The organism is Lysinibacillus sp. G01H (genome assembly GCF_028872195.1).
Lineage (GTDB): Bacteria > Bacillota > Bacilli > Bacillales_A > Planococcaceae > Lysinibacillus > Lysinibacillus capsici.
Genome location: NZ_CP118397.1, coordinates 2040777 through 2060252, shown reverse-complemented (window position 1 = coordinate 2060252; position 19476 = coordinate 2040777). Strand labels below are relative to the sequence as shown.

The window sequence follows — 19476 nt, the reverse complement described above, 5'->3', positions numbered from 1 at the left end:
GAAATGTAAGACTATTACGTAAATTATAGTGACAATATTCTCTTTAGACAATACTTTTTTGTATAAAAATAATCATTTCTTTATAAATAGTATTATTCAATCTCGTTTTTAGGATAAAAAGGAATAAATAGTTAATCGGAAGATATAAAAAAAGAATCTCCCTTAGGAAATTCTTTTTTGAGTATCTAAATCTTTATCGTATTGGATGTTCAAAATTCCAATTTGTATAAATGGCAGCAGCCTGAACTGGGTTTGAGGAGGTATCTTCTGTATAGCCGCCAATTAAATTACCTACTCTAAAAGTAGGCTCAAATAGCTGTTCCTCCTTCGGTGGTGCTGTCGGTCCATCTATTCCTATTTTGGTTTTGTCTGTCACGACTACTTTCATACCGTTATCCAATGTAAAGCTCAGCCCATCTGCTCCGACTTCTGTAATGGTCCCTTCGATATTTACTAGCGCACTTGCCGCAGGAGCTGAATGGTCCGCAACAATTCTCTCCGTCAAATCAATTGGTGTGTCATGATTTATATTTACCATAGCAAGGACAGCAATCACTGCACAGGCTACTAAGCTTCCAACACTAATTCTTACTTTTTTCATAAAGGACCTCTTTTCATATTCCATCATCTCTTCCTGCATTTTACGCTTAAATTCCTCAGAAGCATGAATCTGCTTCATCACATTCTTATAAGCATTCACCATACTTTGCTCCCCTCTTCTAGAATCGTTTTCAGCTTCATTCGTGCCCTTCGGAGCTTTGAGCCTACTGTATTTACGTTGATCTCTAATAAATCAGCCATCTCTGCTGTTGTATAGCCCTCGTAATAATGTAAATAAACAATGACTCTCTCTTCTGGAGGAAGCTCAAAAATTTCAGTAAGAACCATCTGCTCCTCTTTGGCAATAAAGGCCATTTCTTCTGTAATGGGTATCGTCTTCTTCACCCGTGAAGACTTAAAATAATCCTTGCACTTATTGAATGTCACCTTTATGAGCCAAGCCTTTAAATGTGCTTCATGAGCGAAGGGCTTGTTCTGCCTCATCAGTGTCATATAAACCTCCTGCACAATGTCCTCTGCCTCAGCCATATTTTTGGTCTGTTGCACAGCAATTCGTATAAGGGTGTCACTATATGTTTGAACAATTTCTTGCACACTTAAGCCAGCAAACTTTATCATATTTTTCACCTAACCTCCTTCATGACATAATACGATTCAACTTTATCTATTCGTGCAACAGATACACTTTAGCCTACATTTTAATAAAAAGAAGAGACCCTTCATGGGACATACAAATGTATTCCCCTAATAAATTACTGAATAATAGCCATGCAAAAACCCGCAAACCGTAGATGATTTGCGGGTCCCTCTCCTCATTGCCATACTCGATTGTTCCATTGCTTGAAAAATTCGTCCTCAGCCAAAATAGCTTCATAAATAGGGATAAAGAATTGTTTCAGAATCCCTGACATCTCGAGTGTAGAAGTTAGCTCGATTGTAAAATGATGTCGATCAAATAAGTCCACAATATATGCCTGCAATCTTCGTCCTTCAATAGTTTGCGTTTGTAACAATTGTTGTACTTCATTTATTGTTTTTTCAGTCTTTTCTAATGCTGGGTACTGGTAAATTTCGATAAATTTTTGTGCAAGCACGAATTCTGTTGGATATGTATAAACCACCGCAGCCTTATTGTCTAGCAAGCTCGGAAAAATAATAGTCTTTGGTGTTATTCGCAATCTTTCTTTAAAGGTAATCCTTACTTCTATGTATACTGTCATTTTGCCCAATGTAGCTGGTATGCTTAGTTGAATATTGTCATTCGATACGGACGATTTGATCTGCTGTGCATTCCATTCAATACCATCCGCTGGTATTGCTAGTGAGCAAATTTCATTAAAGGCCTGTTTCACTATATCGTGTTGATGAACGCTTGCTTGCGCTGTCAGCGTGACTTCTTTGGAAGGGTTCACCAAACCATTTGTTAAAGCAAATAAAAGTAGATCCCCATCTAGATAAAATTGATCTTCATAGGAGGATACAGATAGACGATAAAGCAGTCTTTCTTGGCAATAGCGTGATACTAGCTGATCCATACTGTCTTGCCGTGTAACCATTTCTTCTAATTGTGTCACGACATTCGTCGATAGTGTGTCGATATTTCCCATTGACATCCCTCACCTTTTTGATTTTTCTGATTTTTTATGCAGAATTTAGATTTTTACCAAAATTCATGCTTTTATTATCACTTATTTATGGAAGAGAGTAAACGGTAATGTATACCAAAAAGGCCTGTCATGGTTGAACATGACAGGCTTTAAAATTAGACAAGGGGCAGCCTCGCTGTTGCGAAACTACCCCTTTAGTATTTATAGGTAACATTCTCGTAAATTGTAAAAGTCTCAACCCAATCGTCTGGGGAATATTATCTTGAAACCAAATTCGTTTCATCACCGCGGTAAAATTCCACTGTGTGCCTTCTAACTTAAGCAACGCAAACCCTACCATCTTTTGCGTCCTTGCAGCCCCAAAGCATGCGCCAGTGTGAATAAGTATCTACAAAAACAAAAAGCAGAATGCCAGATTACGGAAATATGCTACCTAAAATAGCACGTTTTCTATTATAGCATCTTATACTATAAATGTAAAGCTCTATAAAAAATTACCAAGGAATCTCCTTAGAGCATTTAATCTGATAGCCCTTTTCAGCTGTCCATTGGAGAAGTGTTTGCCAAAAGTTTTCACAGGCAGCTATGATTTGCTGAGGATTCGTTAGATTGCCAGTCATGACCATTTCAGCTAATGCTTTTAACCCGTGTGGCTGATCATCCATCGCTAAAGCCTCAGGTAATACTTGTGCAGATGTTGTATAGCACTGCTTATGGTGTAATCCTACTATCATGGCACCTGTCATCGCTATTTTCATCGCTAGTATCGGCAAAAATGTGGTGGGACCCTGAACAGCTATGTTCCTTAATTTTCCCATGTATTCATACATTTCTTCTACAATGGTTTTGCAAATTGCTTCCTTAAATCGGGCATTCTCCACAGTGGCCGCTTTGTCTTTGAGTTCTAAAAAAAAGCCCGAAGGATCATAAAGTGGCTGTAAATCGAAAAACTTCCCATTTGTTAATGGCCAATCTTCCTCAACCGTTATTGCCTCTTCGATAATCACTTCTGCCTGATCGAAATTGACCTCTGCCTTCCAATCTCCTGCTGTCCATTCATAGCTATAGCTGTGATCTAATTGATGACAGATACACTTAAGCTCAATGTCGGAAAACGGGCCATCTGTTTTTCTAGCCAGCGAGCCATAAATACCAATTGCTCGAACATTTGCCCCATATTTTGCGATAACTTGTTGCGCAATCGAATAGGCAATCTGCATGCGTTCATCACTTGTCTTTTTTCTTGGTCCAATCATTTACATCGCTCCTTTTATAATAAGATCGTTGTTATTGAACCAAGGTGGACCACGGGCTTAACGAGGAATTTTTGCTGGTGACATTATCAAAATCTCCTTTCATCACATTTCCTGCAATTTAATAGAGCATACAAAATCGATATGAAACGCTTCATGGCTTACAGATTGAATGTGACCCTCATATTTCATGTCATATAGTAAAATTATTGCATTATAAGCTTTCTGTAGTTCATTCCCCATTTTGGCTAGCACTTGATGTTTAAATTGCTGCGAATAGGAAAATTCATCACAAAGTAGTTGCTTAAGTTGATTTGAAGCTGCTTCGTAAAATAGCGCTTCACAAAAATCCTCGTTGAAGGTTAAGCCGAAATCGTATTCAAATTGATTGTAGAACTCATCATAAAGTGCTTTAAACTCTTCCTCACAAGTTCGGTGCTGATTTTCTGGTAAAAAAAGCTTTGCTAACTTTTGTGAAAAGGCTTCGTCCGTTTCATCTTCTCCCTGATAGACAGTGGCAAGATATGTATGTAACTGTTCTTCGCTTGTAAAATTACCAACCCATATGGAAACATAGCCATTCTGTTCATCATCCATGACCTCACCCCTTTCTCGAATAAATCAATGCACCGCCTGAGCCCATTATTATTAAATGCTTGCCAGATGGAGAAAATCCACCTTTAATCATGCCATCCAATCGCTGTAAATCAATAGCTGTCGCATTTTTTAAATAAGTATAATTAGTTGTATATAGATAATCGAGTACTACTGTTGCACGTGGCCACCAAGGATAAATAACTTCAACCTGCCAGCCATCTGCTGTCATATGAATCCCATCCCCAGCTTCAAAGCCGAAAATAGATATTGACCCCTGAGGTAATTGAAACGATAAACGGTCTTCACTCATTCTGTCATAGGTTTCATCCACATCTCGTTGTCGATGAAGTCGACGACCTGTTATAGGCTCAGTGACACTATAGCCAGAGCCACTAATTAGCACGATGTTTTCCTCATGATCCCAACCGCAAGCCAAAACACCATTGGCAGCAATGCTAGTTTCATACGCCCATGGAATAGGAGGTTTCGTGCAGATCAACGATTGTGCATTAGCCAGCAATTCTAGCTCAAAGGGAGTTCGCCTATCATTGTTCACCATATTATTCCACCATCCTCTTTTATTACCATATACTAAAAAAAGGCTTGTCTCAAGAACAAGCCTCTATACCTCTAACACACCATAATGAAATTTTGCAGTTATCCGTTCATGCTGCTGAAAGCCATAGGTCGCAAACCACTCTGAGCGAAAATGTGCCTTTAACACCACACGCTTTTTCGCTACACGTTTGGCTTCATGAACCCATTCATCGGTTAATGTGACATGCTCCCCTGCTAGCCGTAGTGCCTGAAAATTATTGGCCTCTTCAATAACCTTCTCAAACATCGGGTCCAAATAAACCACATCAAATGCATTGTCTGGTAAGGTGTTTAAATAGCGAACAGCCTCTGACTGTATTACCTCGATGTGTCGCATACAGGCAGTTAACGGTAGCCCGGATGTATCATAGGCTTGCATCCCCTGTCTAACAATAAACGCTACATTTGGATTCGCTTCTAGTCCGACAACACGACCTGCTTTACCCACTGTATAAGCCGCTAACATGGCATCTGCCGCTAAACCTAACGTACAATCTAACACCGAATCCCCCACTTGAAGCTGTGCCGCTTCCAAAAAAGGCTCTGCCTCACCACGGGCAACACGCTTTAATCGAAACGCCGCAGAATTGGGGTGAAAGAAAAACGACTCCTGCGTCCCATAGGCATAATACTCGAAGCGATTCTTCCCAGCGACCATCACATGTGCCTGCAACTCCTGCGAAATTTTGCGAACAGAGCGCTTGTTCCGTGGCTCAAACGTAGCACCTAATTCTTGACACGCAAAAGCAGCGAGCGCCATCGATACATCATCTGGTCTGCCCGCTGTCGTCACTATCGTTTTTAGTTCTCGCATGTTTGCTCTAACACGCCAGTTAAATGAGAGACAATCTGCTCCACAGGGAATCCCTCAATTTGTTCACGTGGGATAAAGTAAGCCAACTCCCCATCCTTTAAAATCGCCATAGATGGTGAGCTAGGTGGCACATCCTCAAAATAACCACGCATCGCCGCAGTCGCCTCTGGATCCTGCCCCGCAAACACCGTCACAAGATGATCTGGCTTCACCGCTGCAATTGCCTCACGCGCCGCTGGACGAGCAAGCCCTGCCGCACAACCACAAACCGAGTTAATCACCACTAACGATGTTCCCTTCGTCTCCGCCATAAATTCATTCACCGCATCCGCAGTCGTTAGCTCCGTAAAACCAGCCTCCACAAGCTCCTCACGCATCGGCTTCACAACCTGCTTCATATATTCATCATAAGCGTTCATGCTTTTACCCTCTTTCATATGTATTCGCAAACCTTATTATAGCAAGGTTTTGTGTGAATGTACAAAGACATGCTTTTCGCCTGATTTCGTGGGTTTTCGGGAGGAATGTGACTTTTTCGTGATTTTGGTGACTTTTTTGTGTAACGGATAGTGGCTTTACATTTTATCACGTATTAGTTTATGGAAATAATTACATATATGAATTAGAGCAATACATTGTTAAGATTTTAAAGGTGTAACATTCTAAGGGGAAATTTCCAGAATTGAAATTGAGGCGAGTTAAATGACGTTCGCATCGTTTGGATTATTATGTATACCCATTTTTTATCTTTATCATTACCTGCGTGACCAATTTATTGATTTTTTGTGCGACTAGTCCATTAGGGCTTTTTATCGGTGTTATGGCAACTGATACCGGAGAAATCCCTATAGCTTCATTCATTTTAGGATTTTTATTCATTACTGGTTTACCATTACTTTTCTTCATTTGGTCACTAAGAGATTTTCTGATTTTATGTAAAAAGTAAGAGAGACAGTAAGTAGAAACATAAAAAAGCCCATTACCAATTAAGTTAACGAGCATCTACTGTTAAGCGCTACGATGTGCAATTATAATCTTCAAACCTTCAAAATCACTATCCGTCAATGTACCAGCATCAAATTTATCTGGATGTGATTTATCGATAAGCTTTTTGTCCACTGCTTGCTTAAGGTAATCAAAAGCTGCAGCTTTGAGTATTTCATTCGTAAATCCCATTGTATCATCATCCTTCACTATCGATTTAGCTGTATTGTCCTCCACAATTAATTACACTTGGTATTTGCTATAGTGGGAATAATCACTTGTCCTTCAATTTTATATTCTTTTGGCATAATCCAAGTTGGTTTAACTTCAAAATGTGGACGATCAATGTTCGCTGTCCAATCTCCACCCCATGTAATACTAAGCTTTATTGCAATAGCACCGACTCGACTTAGTGTTGTCACATCATATAAAGAGTGTGGGGGCAAACTGCGATATCCCATGCTAATCATGACTTATGGTTTCTGTCCATGGTCCAAGTAACAATCTGCCCTGCATCCTCTCAACGTTTTCTTAATTAAAATCAGTTTCAAATGCCTTAACCAGTTGTTCCCATTGTTTTACAACTGAACTCCAATTTTGCTCAGGGAAGCTGTTAGCAGTATAGTTAGACAAACTCAATGCTTCTCCAACCCTTAAAATATATTCTGTATCCGCTTTTCCCCATTTTTCTACCTCAAATAAATCACTTTTTGGCAAAGGTTCTAAAAAATTGTATATGCTCAGTAGCATCTTTTTTTCTTTATCATTCAACACACTACTTGCGAAATTATTAGTTATTACCGAATCAACTAAAAGACCTTTTACCTTATCTAGCTGAATCATTACAATTTGAGGGTCCTGAAAATCATTTTCTTTTTGATTGTTTATTGCTAAATTTAATTCATATAATTTGAGGTTTAGGTTATAAATGAAGTATTCTTGTTTCCTCGAATTATTTTCTATAAACGTCACTACAAAAAATAAATTCAATAGTAAGCTAATGGGTAACAAAATTAATAACGCTTTATAAACCTTTGTTTTATTAATTATATCAACTCCTATATCTTATTTATTTTTAAACGACTAATTGACATATATTTTTAATTAAATAAATTAATACTTTTCGGAAATGTAAATAATTACAAATTATAATAATTTCTAAGGGGTAGGCACAGCATGTGTTGTTTTTCACCGATGCAGAGAATTAACTTTTGTTCTCTGAGACGACCACTAGAAATGGAATAGAACAAATATAAAATTTCTATTCTATCTCTTTTTAGTGTGAACATAAAATTATAGCTAAAGAAACCAACCATAATAACAATAGATATGCCAAGAGTAAAATATTCGTATTGACAAAATCTATTTCAAATTTATTTATTACCCTTGTAGTTATTGATGTAAGAATTGATGAAAAGACTATCTTTATATAATTTCCCATCATTGTTTCTATTTCAAGCTTTTCAATATAATAGATTACCGTAAACCACTTTCAAACGAATGAAAGTCACTAGAAAAGGACACGTCCATAGACGCATCCTTTAGCTTGTAAAATTAGTTCTATTGGAAATTAAAAGTCCATGTCATCGACCCAGTTTTATTGTTAATATCTGTGTAATCAAATGTTATCTGCGCTTCCCCAATACCATTTTTCTCTACATTTAAAAAAACATGTCCAGAAGGATTTGGACCCGTGATCGTTGCAGTGGCAATATTGTCATCATTGCTTCTCGGATTACTGAAAATGACAGTTGAATTGTTTTCCCCTGTTATGGCAACCGTCAAATTCACAATAGTTGACATGGCATAAGATCCACCAATTGTCCCCCCATCAACATATGGTGGTGAAATATTAACTCTTGGTGTATCTGGAATTGTTACCGTTACGGGTGCTGACTTGTAAGCCACTACTCTAGTATTATTATCCACTATTTTATAGTTTACCGTTACATCACCAGCTGTAACACCTCTTATAGCCCCTGTACTTTGCTGAATTATCGCAGCTCCTGTACCATTTGTTACAGTCCAGATGATGGATTGTCCGACTCCTGAAGGCGTGAAATTAGTTGCTGCTGAGCCCCAGCCAATAACTGAATAAGGTGCTGGCACCATGGGTATTGCAGCTACTGCTGCTTGTGGATGAACTGTCACAGTTGTCGTACCTTTTTCAATTACTACGCCATTAGCATCCATTCCTACATACGTAATAACTGAGCTACCTGCACTTATAGCTGTTACTTGGCCAGTTGTAGCATTCACTGTCGCTACACTTGTTGGTTCAGCTACAAAACTTTTGTTTGTTGCTGTTGCAGATAAGCCTGCTCCTACTGAAGCTGTTATCACTTCGTCCATTTGCAGTACTTGCGAATATGTTGGGCTTTTTGCTGTTGCCTCATCATATACAGTGAGACTCACAGAATTCATTTTACCATTACTACTAGTATACGAAATGGTTGTTGTGCCCGGTGTGTGAGCAGTAATTTCACCTGTACTAGAATGAACTGTTGCAACACTAGTATTGCTTGATGACCAGGTTATGGTGCCTGATTCGGTTGTTTCTGCTGTTCTACTAGTAGTCTCTCCCATTTGTAAAACAGATGATGACGTTCCTACGCCAGTAATCGCTGCACCATTGCTATGGGTCACTGTGAAAGTAACTGAAGCTGTTTTTAATCCATCTACCGTTGTTGCTGTTATGGTCACAGTCCCTATACCAGTCGCTATTACTTTCCCCTGCCCGTTAACAGTTGCAACGTTCAGATCTGATGAAGACCATCTCACAAGTTTATTTGTCGCATTTGCAGGTACAACCGTTACTGTTAGTGTCTTTGTTTCACCAATTTGAAGATTTTCTATTACCTCATTCAATGTAATCCCGACTACAGGAATTACACTTGGTGTTGGTGTAGGATCTGGGGTTGGGGTTGGGGTTGGGGTTGGCTCTGGTTTTGGCACCGGTTTTGGCTCTGGCTTTGGCTCTGGCTTTGGTTCTGGCTTTGGTTCTGGCTTTGGTTCTGGCTTTGGTTCTGGTGTTACTTTATCAATCTGCTTTAAAAACCGAGACGCAACAAGGGCAACTTGTTGTCTTTCAGCTATTGCTTGTGGATTGAAACGATTTAATGTATCGCCTGTCATTAGGTTTGATGCTACTGCAAAACCTACCGCATCCCTTGCCCAAGCAGAAATTTTATGTTGGTCATCAAAAGTAAGCTGCTCGCCAAGGCCAATAGATTCGCCACCTAATGCTCTAGCAAATAGAGTAGCCATTTCTTGACGTGTTAAACCTGAGCCAACCCCGAACTTCCCATCACCTGTCCCATTTATTAATCCAGCTTTAACTGCTGCTTCGATAGCTGGATAAGCATAATGAGTTGTTGGAATATCGGTAAATGTTGGAGTACTTGGAGAGTTAGTTAGATTCAAATTCAGTGCTTTCGCTAAAATTATAGCAAAATCTTGTCTTGTAATTGCTGATGTTGGTCTAAATTCACCATCTGGATAACCATTTATAATGCCTTTTTCCACTAACTCGTTGATAGCATTTTTTGCATAGGAATTCTCAATATCAGAGAAATCCACTGCAGCAAAGGTGACTGTATTTACTGAAAGAAATGAAACGACAAAACTTGATAAAAATACTATACTAATTATAATATTTTTCAAAATAACACTCCTTAGTTTAGTTTGGAATAAGTACTTTCATCTTCAATTATTAATTTTTATAGCCATTTAATGTCGTTTCTATTAACAAACGTTAATAGTACTGTTAATTATTAACAGCATAGAATTATTCTTTGTTTTTGCAGCAGACTTCTCATTTTACTTAGAGCTCTATCATCACAAATTACTTGTTAAATTGTATCCCTCCTATCAACAAACTCATCTAGTTTTAACAGGTCTTCTACAATAAATATTCTTTACCTATTACTTTTTTTCCTTCTGTAATTCAATCCATCCGTTAAATATATATTGATTGCAAAATAAACAGTAATTAACGCTTACTTTCATATTCAATATATGCTTATTCGGCAGTGGTAGATATGATAGTTTATATCCAACTGACTTAATACTGTGTTCTTGATAATATGTCTCAACGTTTTTTCAATGCTTACAGGTGCCATCATCTGGTCTGATTAAACTTGAAAATCAATTACTAAAAAAAGTAAATATACTAAATCTTTTCAAGTTCAGTACGATAACAACTATGGAACTAAAAATGTGAATGGGAAGGTGACAATTTATCATGATGACGACAAAATTTTCTAATATGCAATATTTAATGTCACGTAGATCCTCGTCTAAGTATTATGGGTTGACGCGACAAATGAACAAGGAAGTTAAAGCTACATCAAAAGAGGATCAAGAAAAAATAAATAATGTAAATAAAATTCTTGAAGAAAGTAAAACTTCTAAATTATCTACCAAACAAATTGATACGTTAAAAAGTGCTGTAAAGCAAGGTTTATTAGGATCTAGTTCTAATCATTTAAGCCCATTAGGTATGTATAACTATAAAAAAACAATCGCAAGTTCGAATTCAAACTTACATTCAACTTTAAGAGCTTATCGAAGTTCTATCTAGTATGTATTAGCAAAACACCCTTTAACCAATTAGAGGGTGTTTGTCTTGTAAGGCTGGTTTCATATCATGGTATTCAAATAACCAAAGTCGAGCATCATGTATGCTTTTAAATCTTATCCCCTTTTAAACGTCCACTATATAAAAAGGATCACTTTCCTATCAGTGACCCTTTCAACGATTATTTAAAATTCTGTGGTTTTACCACCTTAAATGAAGCAACTTCCCCGCAGTTTTTACAAAAAGTCATTTGGAGTGGTGACCCTACCGCCATAATTGCGCCAATAGGTCTTATATTGCCTTGGCTTGTAGTACCTCCCACCTGTCCAGTCGTAAATTTATCTCGACCACAAACCTTGCACACTAATTTTTCATTCTCCATCTTATCACCTCATTATGTAATTTATGTAAATTATAGCATAAAACCTTTAGTATGAGCGACGAGCGGTCTGCCCCATCAAATGATTAGCTTTAAATCTACTCTATAAATATTCTTATTATTCGTTTTGTTAATTCTTGTAGAGTGTAATGAAACGGTTAAAACGGAGGGAAAAACGTTTGAATTTCCTGATGAAATTCAAAAAGTAATTGTGATGGGACAAGGGGCAAATCGTGAGATAAAGAGACGGACTATTGAACATGCTGATGATATCAACAGTATAAAAAAATGCCATGCAAATTTCAACTGAATACCATACAAATATAGGGCCATTATATAAGTTGAAAGTGATTAATGAAAATGGCTGGAAGAACTTGATCGATGTATGGTATTACGAAAATTAACAGTGGCTGCTTCCCTTAAATCAAGACAAAGCTTTGAACGGACACATAGATTGAAAATATAGATACCCCCATTAGGAACCAACCATAAACTGTTCGCTGTTTTTGGAATTCTTGAATGCCTAAAGTGAACATGAAAAGGCCTAAGAACAATATCATGAGGTAATTCAATTGGAAATCTCGTGTGACTAGTCCGTAAACTGCGAGAGATATGCCTGTGATGGAAAAAATAATTTTCAAACAATTTAACATAATTCTCCACCTCCCCTTTTAGTTTATCATACACTAAATAAAGGTTATAGCTAACTAGAAAGACATTGGCCTAACTATATTTCCATAGAAAAAGGCATATGCTCATCCGCAGATCGGCATATGCCTTTATTTTTTAAACTCTTAACGATCCACGGAAGCCTCTTGCTGCGTAGTAGGATTCTGCTCCATTGTGGTACATAAAGACCATGTCATAGCGACGATCGCAGAAGATGGCACCGCCGAGTTTGCGAATGTTGTCAGGTGTTTGTACCCAGCTTGATGTTTTTAAATCGAACTTGCCAAGCTCCTGTAGCTGGCGATATTGCTCCTCTGTTAACAGCTCAATGCCCATTTCCTTGGCAACATCCATTGCCGTATTTTCAGGCTTATGATTTTTTCTAGATTCCCATGCTTCACGGTCATAACATAAACTTCTGCGACCTTTAGGACTTTCCGCAGAACAATCATAGAAAATGAACTCATCCGTGTTTGCATCATAGCCTACTACATCTGGTTCACCACCTGTTGCCTCCATTTCGTGGAGCGACCATAGTTTCTCCCTATTATCCTCTAGCTTAGCTTGGACATTTGCCCAATCAAGCCCTTCATGACGAGATGTATTTTTCTCGAAGCGAACTTGCAAAGTATTGATTAGTTCCTCGGTTTGCTCTTGTGATAATTCCTTCGTTGACATTGTTGTCTTCCCCCTCACTTATTTAAATAACAAGCCTTCTTCTTTCAATGATGATCTCATAATCGGTAAGGAGGCTGGTCCAATACCATGCAATTTTAAGATATCCTTTTCCGTGTACATAGATAGTTTTTCCAACGTATCAATACCTGCGTGCACTAATGCATTTCTTGCAGGTGAACTTAGTTTGGAAAGGAAGCCACTGTTAGGTTTATTTTCCCGATCACAGGTAGGGCAGCTTAGACAATCTGTGCTTTTGTGAAATCGATGTCCATTTTCACAAACTTTTAATCTTTTTTCTGCCAATGTCATCCCTCCAAACCTTATGCTTTTGTCCATTTTACCATATTTCAATCTAGGGGATTGCTAGGGAAACTTAGAATGCCTCTATTTGTTGATCTGTTAAGTTTTGTGCACCGAGGTATTGAACTTTCGGTACCCCATCCATATATTTCACCACAGCATATCTTTGTATCCCTGGTTTTAGCCAAATCCGTGCTTCCTTAGGCCAACTTGCAAAATCCTGCGCAAACATTTCCTCTGATGTAATGTTTGTATCCTTTGAGAGCGAGTATTCAGTATGATTAAATTCATTATCTAAGATGGTCACATAGTATAAATCGTCTCTGACTTTATAGACATCTTGAAAATGGCGGTCAATCGCATCAAAATAAAAACCAGTTGGATAGATATAAAACTTGCCTGCTTCATAAGACATAATGGACTGGCTATCTCTGGAAGGGAAATTCATCTTCTCGATATCTAAGTCAACGCCAAATGTTTCTTTGTATTTTTCTTTGACGGAGGCCCCATCAAAAACCATTTCACTCATGTCTGAATACTCATGGTCAAGATTGGCCTTTTGAATAACATCTAACACTAAAGATTGGACGACACGTTTGTCTTGATGATGGATGCGTCTCACTGTATTAAATTCACCTAAGGCACCGATGATTTCTTCCCTTTTCTTCTTTTCTAGCAATGCTTCTTGCCCAACTATACTATTTACGCTCGGTAAGAGGGCAGCAAGGACTGTGCCAACATTGCTAGCTGGGCTAGTATAATCGAAACCATATTTTTTCTCGGAAAAATTACTAATCAGTATGGAACGTTCCTCTCCAGTATATGGGGCAAAAGCTGTGTCATATGTGGCTTGATCTGTTACTTCACCATCTAAAAAATAATCGATACCCACTGCATTGTTATTATCAATTGTATAGCCAGTAATAACTAACTCCATTGCTGAGTTAGATGGCTCCTTGGCATAAATCCATATCTTGTCCACCGTAGTGCCTTGACTTGTTTGATTGGAGAACATTTTGATGAATGTTCGACCATCCTGACCTTTGACTAAAGACACATTCATATCACAGGCTGAGCAGACCAATTGATCAACTTCACTTGAAAAAGATAGAATAGCGCTTTCGCCATTCGCATTTCCCGTCCAAACTTCTTGGATATAATTATCCTTATTTCGATGTGTATATGCAGATAATGGATAGTCTACTCCCTTCATGAAGGCATAAACCTCCTGAACCCCATCATTATCAAAATCGATTAATTCCGAATATAAAACGCCCTGGTTATACTCATTTTCAGCAAATGTTTGCATATCGTATGTATAGCCTATTGTCTCAACGGCCTCAGATAATTTCTCATATAATTGACGATCTACCAACTGCTTTTCCTGTGCTAACTTAGAAGCTGCTTCTTGTTCAACGCTAGCCTCGACCCCAGTCTCCTCCTTGGATTGATTTGAACATCCGCACATCAATACCATGAGGAATAATAACAACCAACTTTTTTTCATATTAACATTCAACCTTTCAACACTATGTAATATCTATGTAAATTTTCTACATTTACTACTTTATACCAACATAAGGGTGCTGTAAGTAATAAAGTTTTGATATACCCATTTGCTAAAAATGATTTAATCCAAACTCTCTATATGGAATTGCTGAACCTTTTGTGGCTCTTTAGGGGGAAAATCTCACTTAAAATCGTAATGCTTCCCTTTATCAAAATTAAATAGTTCCGCTTTTGTAAAGTGACAATTTTAACCCTTCTAAATAAGAATAACCCCGTTCCAAGTTAGGACGGGGTTAACAGTAATTTGCTTTCTTGTTTCATCAATAGCACTCGCTGAGATTAATCATTTCCCTTTAATTTTCTGCGTTTTAGCACATAGAAAGGTCTCGTAAATTCCGTTATTTATATTTATTTAAAATTTCTGCGGGAATATGACAATAATCATTTGGACATCTGGTTAATCTATCCTGATGCTCCTCTGCACTTCTGACATAGTTTGTAAGGGGCAATACTTCAACCATTATAAGCTCATAATCATTTCTCTCTCTTAGAAATGCCCTCGCCTCTTTTAAATGCTCAGGATTTTCACTATATACGCCTGTTCTATATTTTTCGCCAACATCCTGTCCTTGTCTATTCAAACTGTAAGGATCAATGATTTCGAATAAATAGCTCATTAAATCTCGAATGGATACAACTGTTGGATCAAACCCCGTTTTTACACATTCAGCGTATCCATCATAATCGCCCTCAAGCGTACGACTTGTTCCATTCGCTCTTCCTGCTTCTGTAAACGTAACTCCTGGTAACGTTTTTATAAAAGCTTGTACGCCCCATAAACATCCACCAGCCAAATATACTACTCCCATCATGCCCCTCCTTTTTTGTCTAAATACAGATCAATTTTATTATGAACCTATTCATAAAGAAAGGCACTCATCACATTCTTTACTAATGGATAAAAATGATTAGACCTTAGATAAATGTAACGAATCGAGTATACCAACAGAATTTTTTTACAATATGTCTGCGCTGTAGAAGTATCAATATGAAAAGATGTAACTACTTCTTAACATGTATTACTTTGTAGCCAATAAATAAGATGAAAAACCAAATTGGTGCGACATATAGGGCAACACGCATATCTGGAATAAACGCCATTAGCACAATCACCATTAATAAAAATGCAATAGCAATATACGTAGAAAGTGGGTAAAGCGGAATTTTGAATTTCAGTTTGGCTACTTCCTCTTTCGTTTTTGACTTCCTAAATTTCAATTGTGCTAATAAAATAATCATCCAGCTTGTAATAACTGCAACCGTCGCAACAGCAGAAATATAGATGAACACTTTTTCAGGTACTACATAATTTAAGACAACCGCGATTAATAACACAGCAGAAGAAAATAAAATCCCTCGACTTGGACTACCATTTTTGCTTACTGTTCTAAAATATTCTGGACCATTTTTTTGTACAGATAAGTTGTGTAGCATACGTCCTGAACCGTATAAGCCACTATTAAATGCAGACATTGCTGCTGTAATGACAACAAAGTTAATAATGTGAGCTGCAGCAGGGATACCAACGTAATCGAAAATTTGAACGAACGGGCTACCTTCTGAACCAACTTCGTTCCAAGGATAAATAACCATCATAACGCCTAGCGCCCCAATGTAGAAAATTAAAATACGCCAAACGATGTTGTTAATGGCTGATGGAATAGACTTGCTAGGATTTTTTGCTTCTCCTGCAGAAATACCCACTAATTCAACCCCACCGAATGAGAACATAACTAATACGAGTGACATTAAAATACCATGGAAACCGTTTGGCATGAAGCCACCATGTGCCCATAAATTATCAAAGCCAATTGCTTCACCGTGGTTGCCGACACCGAAGAAAATAATGGCTAGTCCTAGAACAATCATACCGATAATTGCCACAACTTTAATCATCGCAAACCAGAATTCGAATTCTCCATATGCTTTTACATTTGCTAAGTTTACAAGCGTCATCATCACAAGTACCACAAGGGCAGTTACCCATTGTGGAATATCTGGAAACCAGTAGTTAATATATACACCGACCACTGTTAATTCTGCCATGCCCACGACAATCCACATGAACCAATATGTCCAACCAGATAAGAACCCAGCAAAGCGTCCTAAATATTTATTCGCGTACATACTGAATGAGCCTGATACAGGTTCCGCTACTGCCATTTCACCTAATGCACGCATAATGGTGAAAATAACTAACCCGCCAATTAAATAAGCTAGTAAAATAGATGGTCCCGCCATTTGAATGGTTGAACTAGAGCCATAAAATAAACCGACCCCAATGGACCCGCCAAGTGCAATTAATTGCATATGACGCGTGCTTAATTCCCGCTTTAGTTGTGAATCTTGATGATTATCTTTCATAATGCTTACTCCCCATACGTTTAGATTTTCAAATACTTGTCAAAAAAGGAATAAAAAAAACGCCCCTTTGGATTAACCAAAAGGACGATTCAACTCGTGTTACCACCTTTAATTTATAAGCAATTCACATTACTTACCTTAAGAAGTACGGTCATTTGACGATACTCTCGCACATGATTACGGGTGCTTACCGGCGTAGCCTACTTAGAATAATCCTTTCGGTACACAGCTCCAAGATGAATTCTCAATTGTTTTACATGCACCTCTCATCGACCGGTAACTTTCTGTTCGTAAAAATAATTGATACTACTTCTTTTCATAGCCTTTGTTCTATACAAATATTTTTGAATTGTTTTTCATTTTACAGAAAAAAAATAGTTTGTCAATATAATTTTAAAAAATTCTTCATAAACCGCATAAATTACAAATGACAATAATAGCTAATTTCTAAACAGCACTATGTTCTTCAAGTAATACCCCTGTTAGTTTAAGAAAAATATGACGTTCATTTAATAAGCGAGCCTGATAACTCTGTGTTATTCTTTCCCACTAAACTCCCATATATTTAAACCCTCGGAAGCTTCTGGTGCTTCAAAAAATTTAGTAACTTCAATAAACGTCGCTTCCGTGTCAAAAGCTGCTCTTTCGGGTTGTTCATTACGCCTTTGCGCAATTTGAACCAAGCATTGCTGGTTATTTAAATTAAGGAAAATTAGTTGATGGTTTGCATTGACCTCTGACGCTATATCCAAAAACCATTTTCGCTGTTTTTGAGTATTACCTGGAAAATCCATTACTACATCCGTACCAACACTCAATATGTTTTGGACATGCTTTTTCACCATCGGCTTGAGCTGTGCTGATAATTTTAGATAGTCCTCAAATGATGTGATCTGATTGGGATAAAGAGAGGAAAGCCACTCATCCTCAGATAAAAGGACCGCATTTTTTTCTTTAGCCAATTGTTTTGATTTTGTTGATTTTCCTGCCCCCATTTTTCCACAGAAAAAGTATAGAGTCCCCACTTGTTTCATATTTTTATTCCTCCGCACTTTTTTATTACCCTTGTAAAACTATAATTTTTGCAACAAGAAAAACGGATTCTACAATCATCCGTTCTTTGTCATTTCTTATAGTAACTCTAACACAATATTTGAGAATACATTAGCTGATATGTTTTTACTAAGATCCTATTCCAAGTGTTATGACGTCATCAAAAGCGTTCCATCGTTAAATCAGTATTTACTGAAACAGCAGCTTTATTACCTTTAGCAGCTGAAATCATTAAAGTGGATGGTTTAGATCTTTCGGTTTCCCCTGCAATATATACATTTTTTTGAGTTGTTCTACCAACACCATCTGTTATCACTTTTCCATCTTCATCAATATCACAGCCAAGCTTCTCAGCAAACTGATTGGGGCGATAATAAGATGGGGCAACAAATCCACCCGACCTTATAATGGTTGCTCCTGTTTGAAACTCTATTTTTTGTAAGTACCCATCCTTACCGATGAGGTCTTTTATCTTCTCTGGTATAATTTTGATATTGTGTTTTTGTAACTCCATTTTACCTTCTTTAGATAAGTGAGCTCCATTCGTTAATACAACCAAATCCTGTGACCAATTATAAATTAACTTGGTCAAATGCAGTACATGCTCTTCTTGTTCTGCCAACACCACTAATGGCTTATCCTTTTGCTCCCAGCCATCACAATACGGACAACTAAATAGACTTTTCCCATAAAACTTTCTTATACTTGGTATAGTAAATATTTCTTGAACACCGGTGGCGAGTATGATTTTTTCTGAAACAAATTCCTGACTAGTAGATGTTTTGACAGTAAATCGCTCATTACCTATACCCTTTATTATTTCAGTAACTGTAGCATTAAGATAGGACACAGACGGGTAATTCTCCAACTCTTTTAACGCTATATCTTTAAACGCTTGTGGTTTTATCCCATCACGCGTAATAAATCCATGTGACGCTTGTGTCACTCTATTCCTATTTGTCCCATCATCCATTAATGCAATATTTCTCCTAGCTCTTCCTAAAGTTAAGCCAGCACTTAACCCAGAAGGACCTCCGCCTATAATGATACAATCAAGAACAGTCATTTTTACCTCCGCATTGATTTGGTTTTCTTTTGAAATTGTAATTTGCATTAGAGAACTACATTATTTCCTACATCTTGGATTTCCATTCTTTACACACTAATAACGCGGAGTTTTTGTTTATTTTACATTAAAAAGACGCATTCCTTTTAAAGAAATGCGCACAATTAGATAAATTTGATAATAGTTGTTCAATAACTTCTGAGTCTTTCGGGTATGTATGAATAAATTTTGAAATTTCATTGCAATTCTTCCAAGGTAATTTCTTCATCTGGGTCTTGATATTAAATATCCCCACCTGTTATTTCACATAAAAAATATTGTGTTGTTAGTTTATATTATTTGATAATTTTTAGCGCTGTTCCTTATTGCAAAATCTCGCCCGATTCTTGAACAATTTAAAACCGTT

Annotated in this window: 22 protein-coding genes and 1 other annotated feature; of the genes, 1 reads left to right on the top strand and 21 read right to left on the bottom strand. The window is 37.5% G+C overall.

Annotated features, from left to right (window positions below; genetic code table 11):
• Positions 1-193: 193 nt before the first annotated feature.
• The 12 genes from PSR12_RS10315 to PSR12_RS10260 all read right to left on the bottom strand — a co-directional run bounded on the left by PSR12_RS10315 (position 194) and on the right by PSR12_RS10260 (position 10076).
• Complete coding sequence (locus PSR12_RS10315) at positions 194-703, bottom strand: hypothetical protein (protein WP_257522051.1); 510 nt, start codon at positions 701-703, stop codon at positions 194-196.
• The gene (locus PSR12_RS10310) at positions 697-1179 is read right to left on the bottom strand and encodes an RNA polymerase sigma factor (protein ID WP_274773465.1); all 483 of its coding nucleotides are present in this window, start codon (positions 1177-1179) and stop codon (positions 697-699) included. The genes PSR12_RS10315 and PSR12_RS10310 overlap by 7 nt, the downstream gene beginning before the upstream one ends.
• Positions 1180-1373: 194 nt before the next feature.
• Positions 1374-2168: a nucleotidyl transferase AbiEii/AbiGii toxin family protein gene (locus PSR12_RS10305; protein ID WP_274773043.1), complete on the bottom strand. Its 795-nt coding sequence runs from the start codon at positions 2166-2168 to the stop codon at positions 1374-1376.
• A gap of 494 nt (positions 2169-2662) precedes the next feature.
• Positions 2663-3424, bottom strand: coding sequence for an ANT(4')-I family aminoglycoside nucleotidyltransferase (locus tag PSR12_RS10300; protein ID WP_274773041.1), 762 nt, complete (start codon positions 3422-3424; stop codon positions 2663-2665).
• A gap of 102 nt (positions 3425-3526) precedes the next feature.
• Positions 3527-4018, bottom strand: coding sequence for an immunity 22 family protein (locus PSR12_RS10295; protein WP_274773039.1), 492 nt, complete (start codon positions 4016-4018; stop codon positions 3527-3529).
• Positions 4019-4022: 4 nt separating this feature from the next.
• Positions 4023-4577, bottom strand: a complete 555-nt coding sequence (locus PSR12_RS10290) for a hypothetical protein (protein ID WP_274773037.1) — start codon at positions 4575-4577, stop codon at positions 4023-4025.
• A gap of 63 nt (positions 4578-4640) precedes the next feature.
• The gene (locus PSR12_RS10285) at positions 4641-5429 is read right to left on the bottom strand and encodes a class I SAM-dependent methyltransferase (protein WP_274773035.1); all 789 of its coding nucleotides are present in this window, start codon (positions 5427-5429) and stop codon (positions 4641-4643) included.
• Complete coding sequence (locus tag PSR12_RS10280) at positions 5417-5848, bottom strand: BrxA/BrxB family bacilliredoxin (protein ID WP_004228455.1); 432 nt, start codon at positions 5846-5848, stop codon at positions 5417-5419. The genes PSR12_RS10285 and PSR12_RS10280 overlap by 13 nt, the downstream gene beginning before the upstream one ends.
• A 589-nt stretch (positions 5849-6437) precedes the next feature.
• Complete coding sequence (locus tag PSR12_RS10275) at positions 6438-6650, bottom strand: hypothetical protein (protein WP_257522047.1); 213 nt, start codon at positions 6648-6650, stop codon at positions 6438-6440.
• 2 nt (positions 6651-6652) lie between these two features.
• The gene (locus PSR12_RS10270) at positions 6653-6883 is read right to left on the bottom strand and encodes a M15 family metallopeptidase (protein WP_263082467.1); all 231 of its coding nucleotides are present in this window, start codon (positions 6881-6883) and stop codon (positions 6653-6655) included.
• A 61-nt stretch (positions 6884-6944) separates the two neighbouring features.
• Positions 6945-7403 (bottom strand): hypothetical protein, encoded by a 459-nt coding sequence (locus PSR12_RS10265; RefSeq protein WP_257522045.1) that lies wholly within the window; start codon positions 7401-7403, stop codon positions 6945-6947.
• Between the two features lie 570 nt (positions 7404-7973).
• Positions 7974-10076, bottom strand: a complete 2103-nt coding sequence (locus PSR12_RS10260; RefSeq protein WP_274773030.1) for an S-layer homology domain-containing protein — start codon at positions 10074-10076, stop codon at positions 7974-7976.
• A gap of 661 nt (positions 10077-10737) precedes the next feature.
• On the opposite strand from PSR12_RS10260, the gene PSR12_RS10255 reads away from it, so the two are divergent.
• On the top strand, positions 10738-10995 hold the full coding sequence (locus PSR12_RS10255; RefSeq protein WP_257522043.1) for a hypothetical protein: 258 nt from the start codon (positions 10738-10740) through the stop codon (positions 10993-10995).
• Between the two features lie 178 nt (positions 10996-11173).
• Here PSR12_RS10255 and PSR12_RS10250 read toward each other — a convergent pair whose 3' ends face one another.
• The 9 genes from PSR12_RS10250 to PSR12_RS10210 all read right to left on the bottom strand — a co-directional run bounded on the left by PSR12_RS10250 (position 11174) and on the right by PSR12_RS10210 (position 19070).
• Positions 11174-11374 carry a hypothetical protein gene (locus PSR12_RS10250; protein ID WP_131520383.1) on the bottom strand — a complete coding sequence of 67 codons (201 nt, stop codon included), beginning with the start codon at positions 11372-11374 and terminating at the stop codon, positions 11174-11176.
• A 416-nt stretch (positions 11375-11790) separates the two neighbouring features.
• Positions 11791-11931 (bottom strand): DUF3953 domain-containing protein, encoded by a 141-nt coding sequence (locus tag PSR12_RS10245; protein ID WP_225341030.1) that lies wholly within the window; start codon positions 11929-11931, stop codon positions 11791-11793.
• 226 nt (positions 11932-12157) lie between these two features.
• Positions 12158-12718, bottom strand: a complete 561-nt coding sequence (locus PSR12_RS10240; protein WP_257522041.1) for a DUF4256 domain-containing protein — start codon at positions 12716-12718, stop codon at positions 12158-12160.
• 18 nt (positions 12719-12736) lie between these two features.
• A complete protein-coding gene (locus tag PSR12_RS10235; RefSeq protein WP_274773026.1) occupies positions 12737-13027 on the bottom strand; it encodes an RNA polymerase alpha subunit C-terminal domain-containing protein in 291 nt (96 codons plus the stop codon).
• A 64-nt stretch (positions 13028-13091) separates the two neighbouring features.
• Entirely contained in the window at positions 13092-14525 is a 1434-nt protein-coding gene (locus PSR12_RS10230) for a hypothetical protein (protein ID WP_263082466.1), read from the bottom strand.
• Between the two features lie 400 nt (positions 14526-14925).
• Positions 14926-15396 carry a peptide-methionine (S)-S-oxide reductase gene (locus PSR12_RS10225; RefSeq protein WP_274773024.1) on the bottom strand — a complete coding sequence of 157 codons (471 nt, stop codon included), beginning with the start codon at positions 15394-15396 and terminating at the stop codon, positions 14926-14928.
• A gap of 193 nt (positions 15397-15589) precedes the next feature.
• Positions 15590-16951 carry an amino acid permease gene (locus PSR12_RS10220; protein ID WP_274773022.1) on the bottom strand — a complete coding sequence of 454 codons (1362 nt, stop codon included), beginning with the start codon at positions 16949-16951 and terminating at the stop codon, positions 15590-15592.
• Between the two features lie 77 nt (positions 16952-17028).
• Positions 17029-17280: a binding site (T-box leader), on the bottom strand.
• A 207-nt stretch (positions 17281-17487) separates the two neighbouring features.
• On the bottom strand, positions 17488-17985 hold the full coding sequence (locus PSR12_RS10215) for a P-loop nucleotide/nucleoside kinase family protein (RefSeq protein WP_221679867.1): 498 nt from the start codon (positions 17983-17985) through the stop codon (positions 17488-17490).
• 179 nt (positions 17986-18164) lie between these two features.
• Positions 18165-19070: an NAD(P)/FAD-dependent oxidoreductase gene (locus PSR12_RS10210; protein WP_274773462.1), complete on the bottom strand. Its 906-nt coding sequence runs from the start codon at positions 19068-19070 to the stop codon at positions 18165-18167.
• Between the last annotated feature and the right edge of the window lie 406 nt (positions 19071-19476).

What these genes read in the sequence shown, in the direction of transcription:
- PSR12_RS10315 (WP_257522051.1), bottom strand. Translation starts at nt 703, where the DNA reads ATGGTGAATGCTTATAAGAATGTGATGAAGCAGATTCATGCTTCTGAG.
- PSR12_RS10310 (WP_274773465.1), bottom strand. Translation starts at nt 1,179, where the DNA reads ATGATAAAGTTTGCTGGCTTAAGTGTGCAAGAAATTGTTCAAACATAT.
- PSR12_RS10305 (WP_274773043.1), bottom strand. Translation starts at nt 2,168, where the DNA reads ATGGGAAATATCGACACACTATCGACGAATGTCGTGACACAATTAGAA.
- PSR12_RS10300 (WP_274773041.1), bottom strand. Translation starts at nt 3,424, where the DNA reads ATGATTGGACCAAGAAAAAAGACAAGTGATGAACGCATGCAGATTGCC.
- PSR12_RS10295 (WP_274773039.1), bottom strand. Translation starts at nt 4,018, where the DNA reads ATGGATGATGAACAGAATGGCTATGTTTCCATATGGGTTGGTAATTTT.
- PSR12_RS10290 (WP_274773037.1), bottom strand. Translation starts at nt 4,577, where the DNA reads ATGGTGAACAATGATAGGCGAACTCCCTTTGAGCTAGAATTGCTGGCT.
- PSR12_RS10285 (WP_274773035.1), bottom strand. Translation starts at nt 5,429, where the DNA reads ATGCGAGAACTAAAAACGATAGTGACGACAGCGGGCAGACCAGATGAT.
- PSR12_RS10280 (WP_004228455.1), bottom strand. Translation starts at nt 5,848, where the DNA reads ATGAACGCTTATGATGAATATATGAAGCAGGTTGTGAAGCCGATGCGT.
- PSR12_RS10270 (WP_263082467.1), bottom strand. Translation starts at nt 6,883, where the DNA reads ATGATTAGCATGGGATATCGCAGTTTGCCCCCACACTCTTTATATGAT.
- PSR12_RS10255 (WP_257522043.1), top strand. Translation starts at nt 10,738, where the DNA reads ATGAACAAGGAAGTTAAAGCTACATCAAAAGAGGATCAAGAAAAAATA.
- PSR12_RS10250 (WP_131520383.1), bottom strand. Translation starts at nt 11,374, where the DNA reads ATGGAGAATGAAAAATTAGTGTGCAAGGTTTGTGGTCGAGATAAATTT.
- PSR12_RS10245 (WP_225341030.1), bottom strand. Translation starts at nt 11,931, where the DNA reads ATGATATTGTTCTTAGGCCTTTTCATGTTCACTTTAGGCATTCAAGAA.
- PSR12_RS10240 (WP_257522041.1), bottom strand. Translation starts at nt 12,718, where the DNA reads ATGTCAACGAAGGAATTATCACAAGAGCAAACCGAGGAACTAATCAAT.
- PSR12_RS10235 (WP_274773026.1), bottom strand. Translation starts at nt 13,027, where the DNA reads ATGACATTGGCAGAAAAAAGATTAAAAGTTTGTGAAAATGGACATCGA.
- PSR12_RS10230 (WP_263082466.1), bottom strand. Translation starts at nt 14,525, where the DNA reads ATGAAAAAAAGTTGGTTGTTATTATTCCTCATGGTATTGATGTGCGGA.
- PSR12_RS10225 (WP_274773024.1), bottom strand. Translation starts at nt 15,396, where the DNA reads ATGGGAGTAGTATATTTGGCTGGTGGATGTTTATGGGGCGTACAAGCT.
- PSR12_RS10220 (WP_274773022.1), bottom strand. Translation starts at nt 16,951, where the DNA reads ATGAAAGATAATCATCAAGATTCACAACTAAAGCGGGAATTAAGCACG.
- PSR12_RS10215 (WP_221679867.1), bottom strand. Translation starts at nt 17,985, where the DNA reads ATGAAACAAGTGGGGACTCTATACTTTTTCTGTGGAAAAATGGGGGCA.
- PSR12_RS10210 (WP_274773462.1), bottom strand. Translation starts at nt 19,070, where the DNA reads ATGACTGTTCTTGATTGTATCATTATAGGCGGAGGTCCTTCTGGGTTA.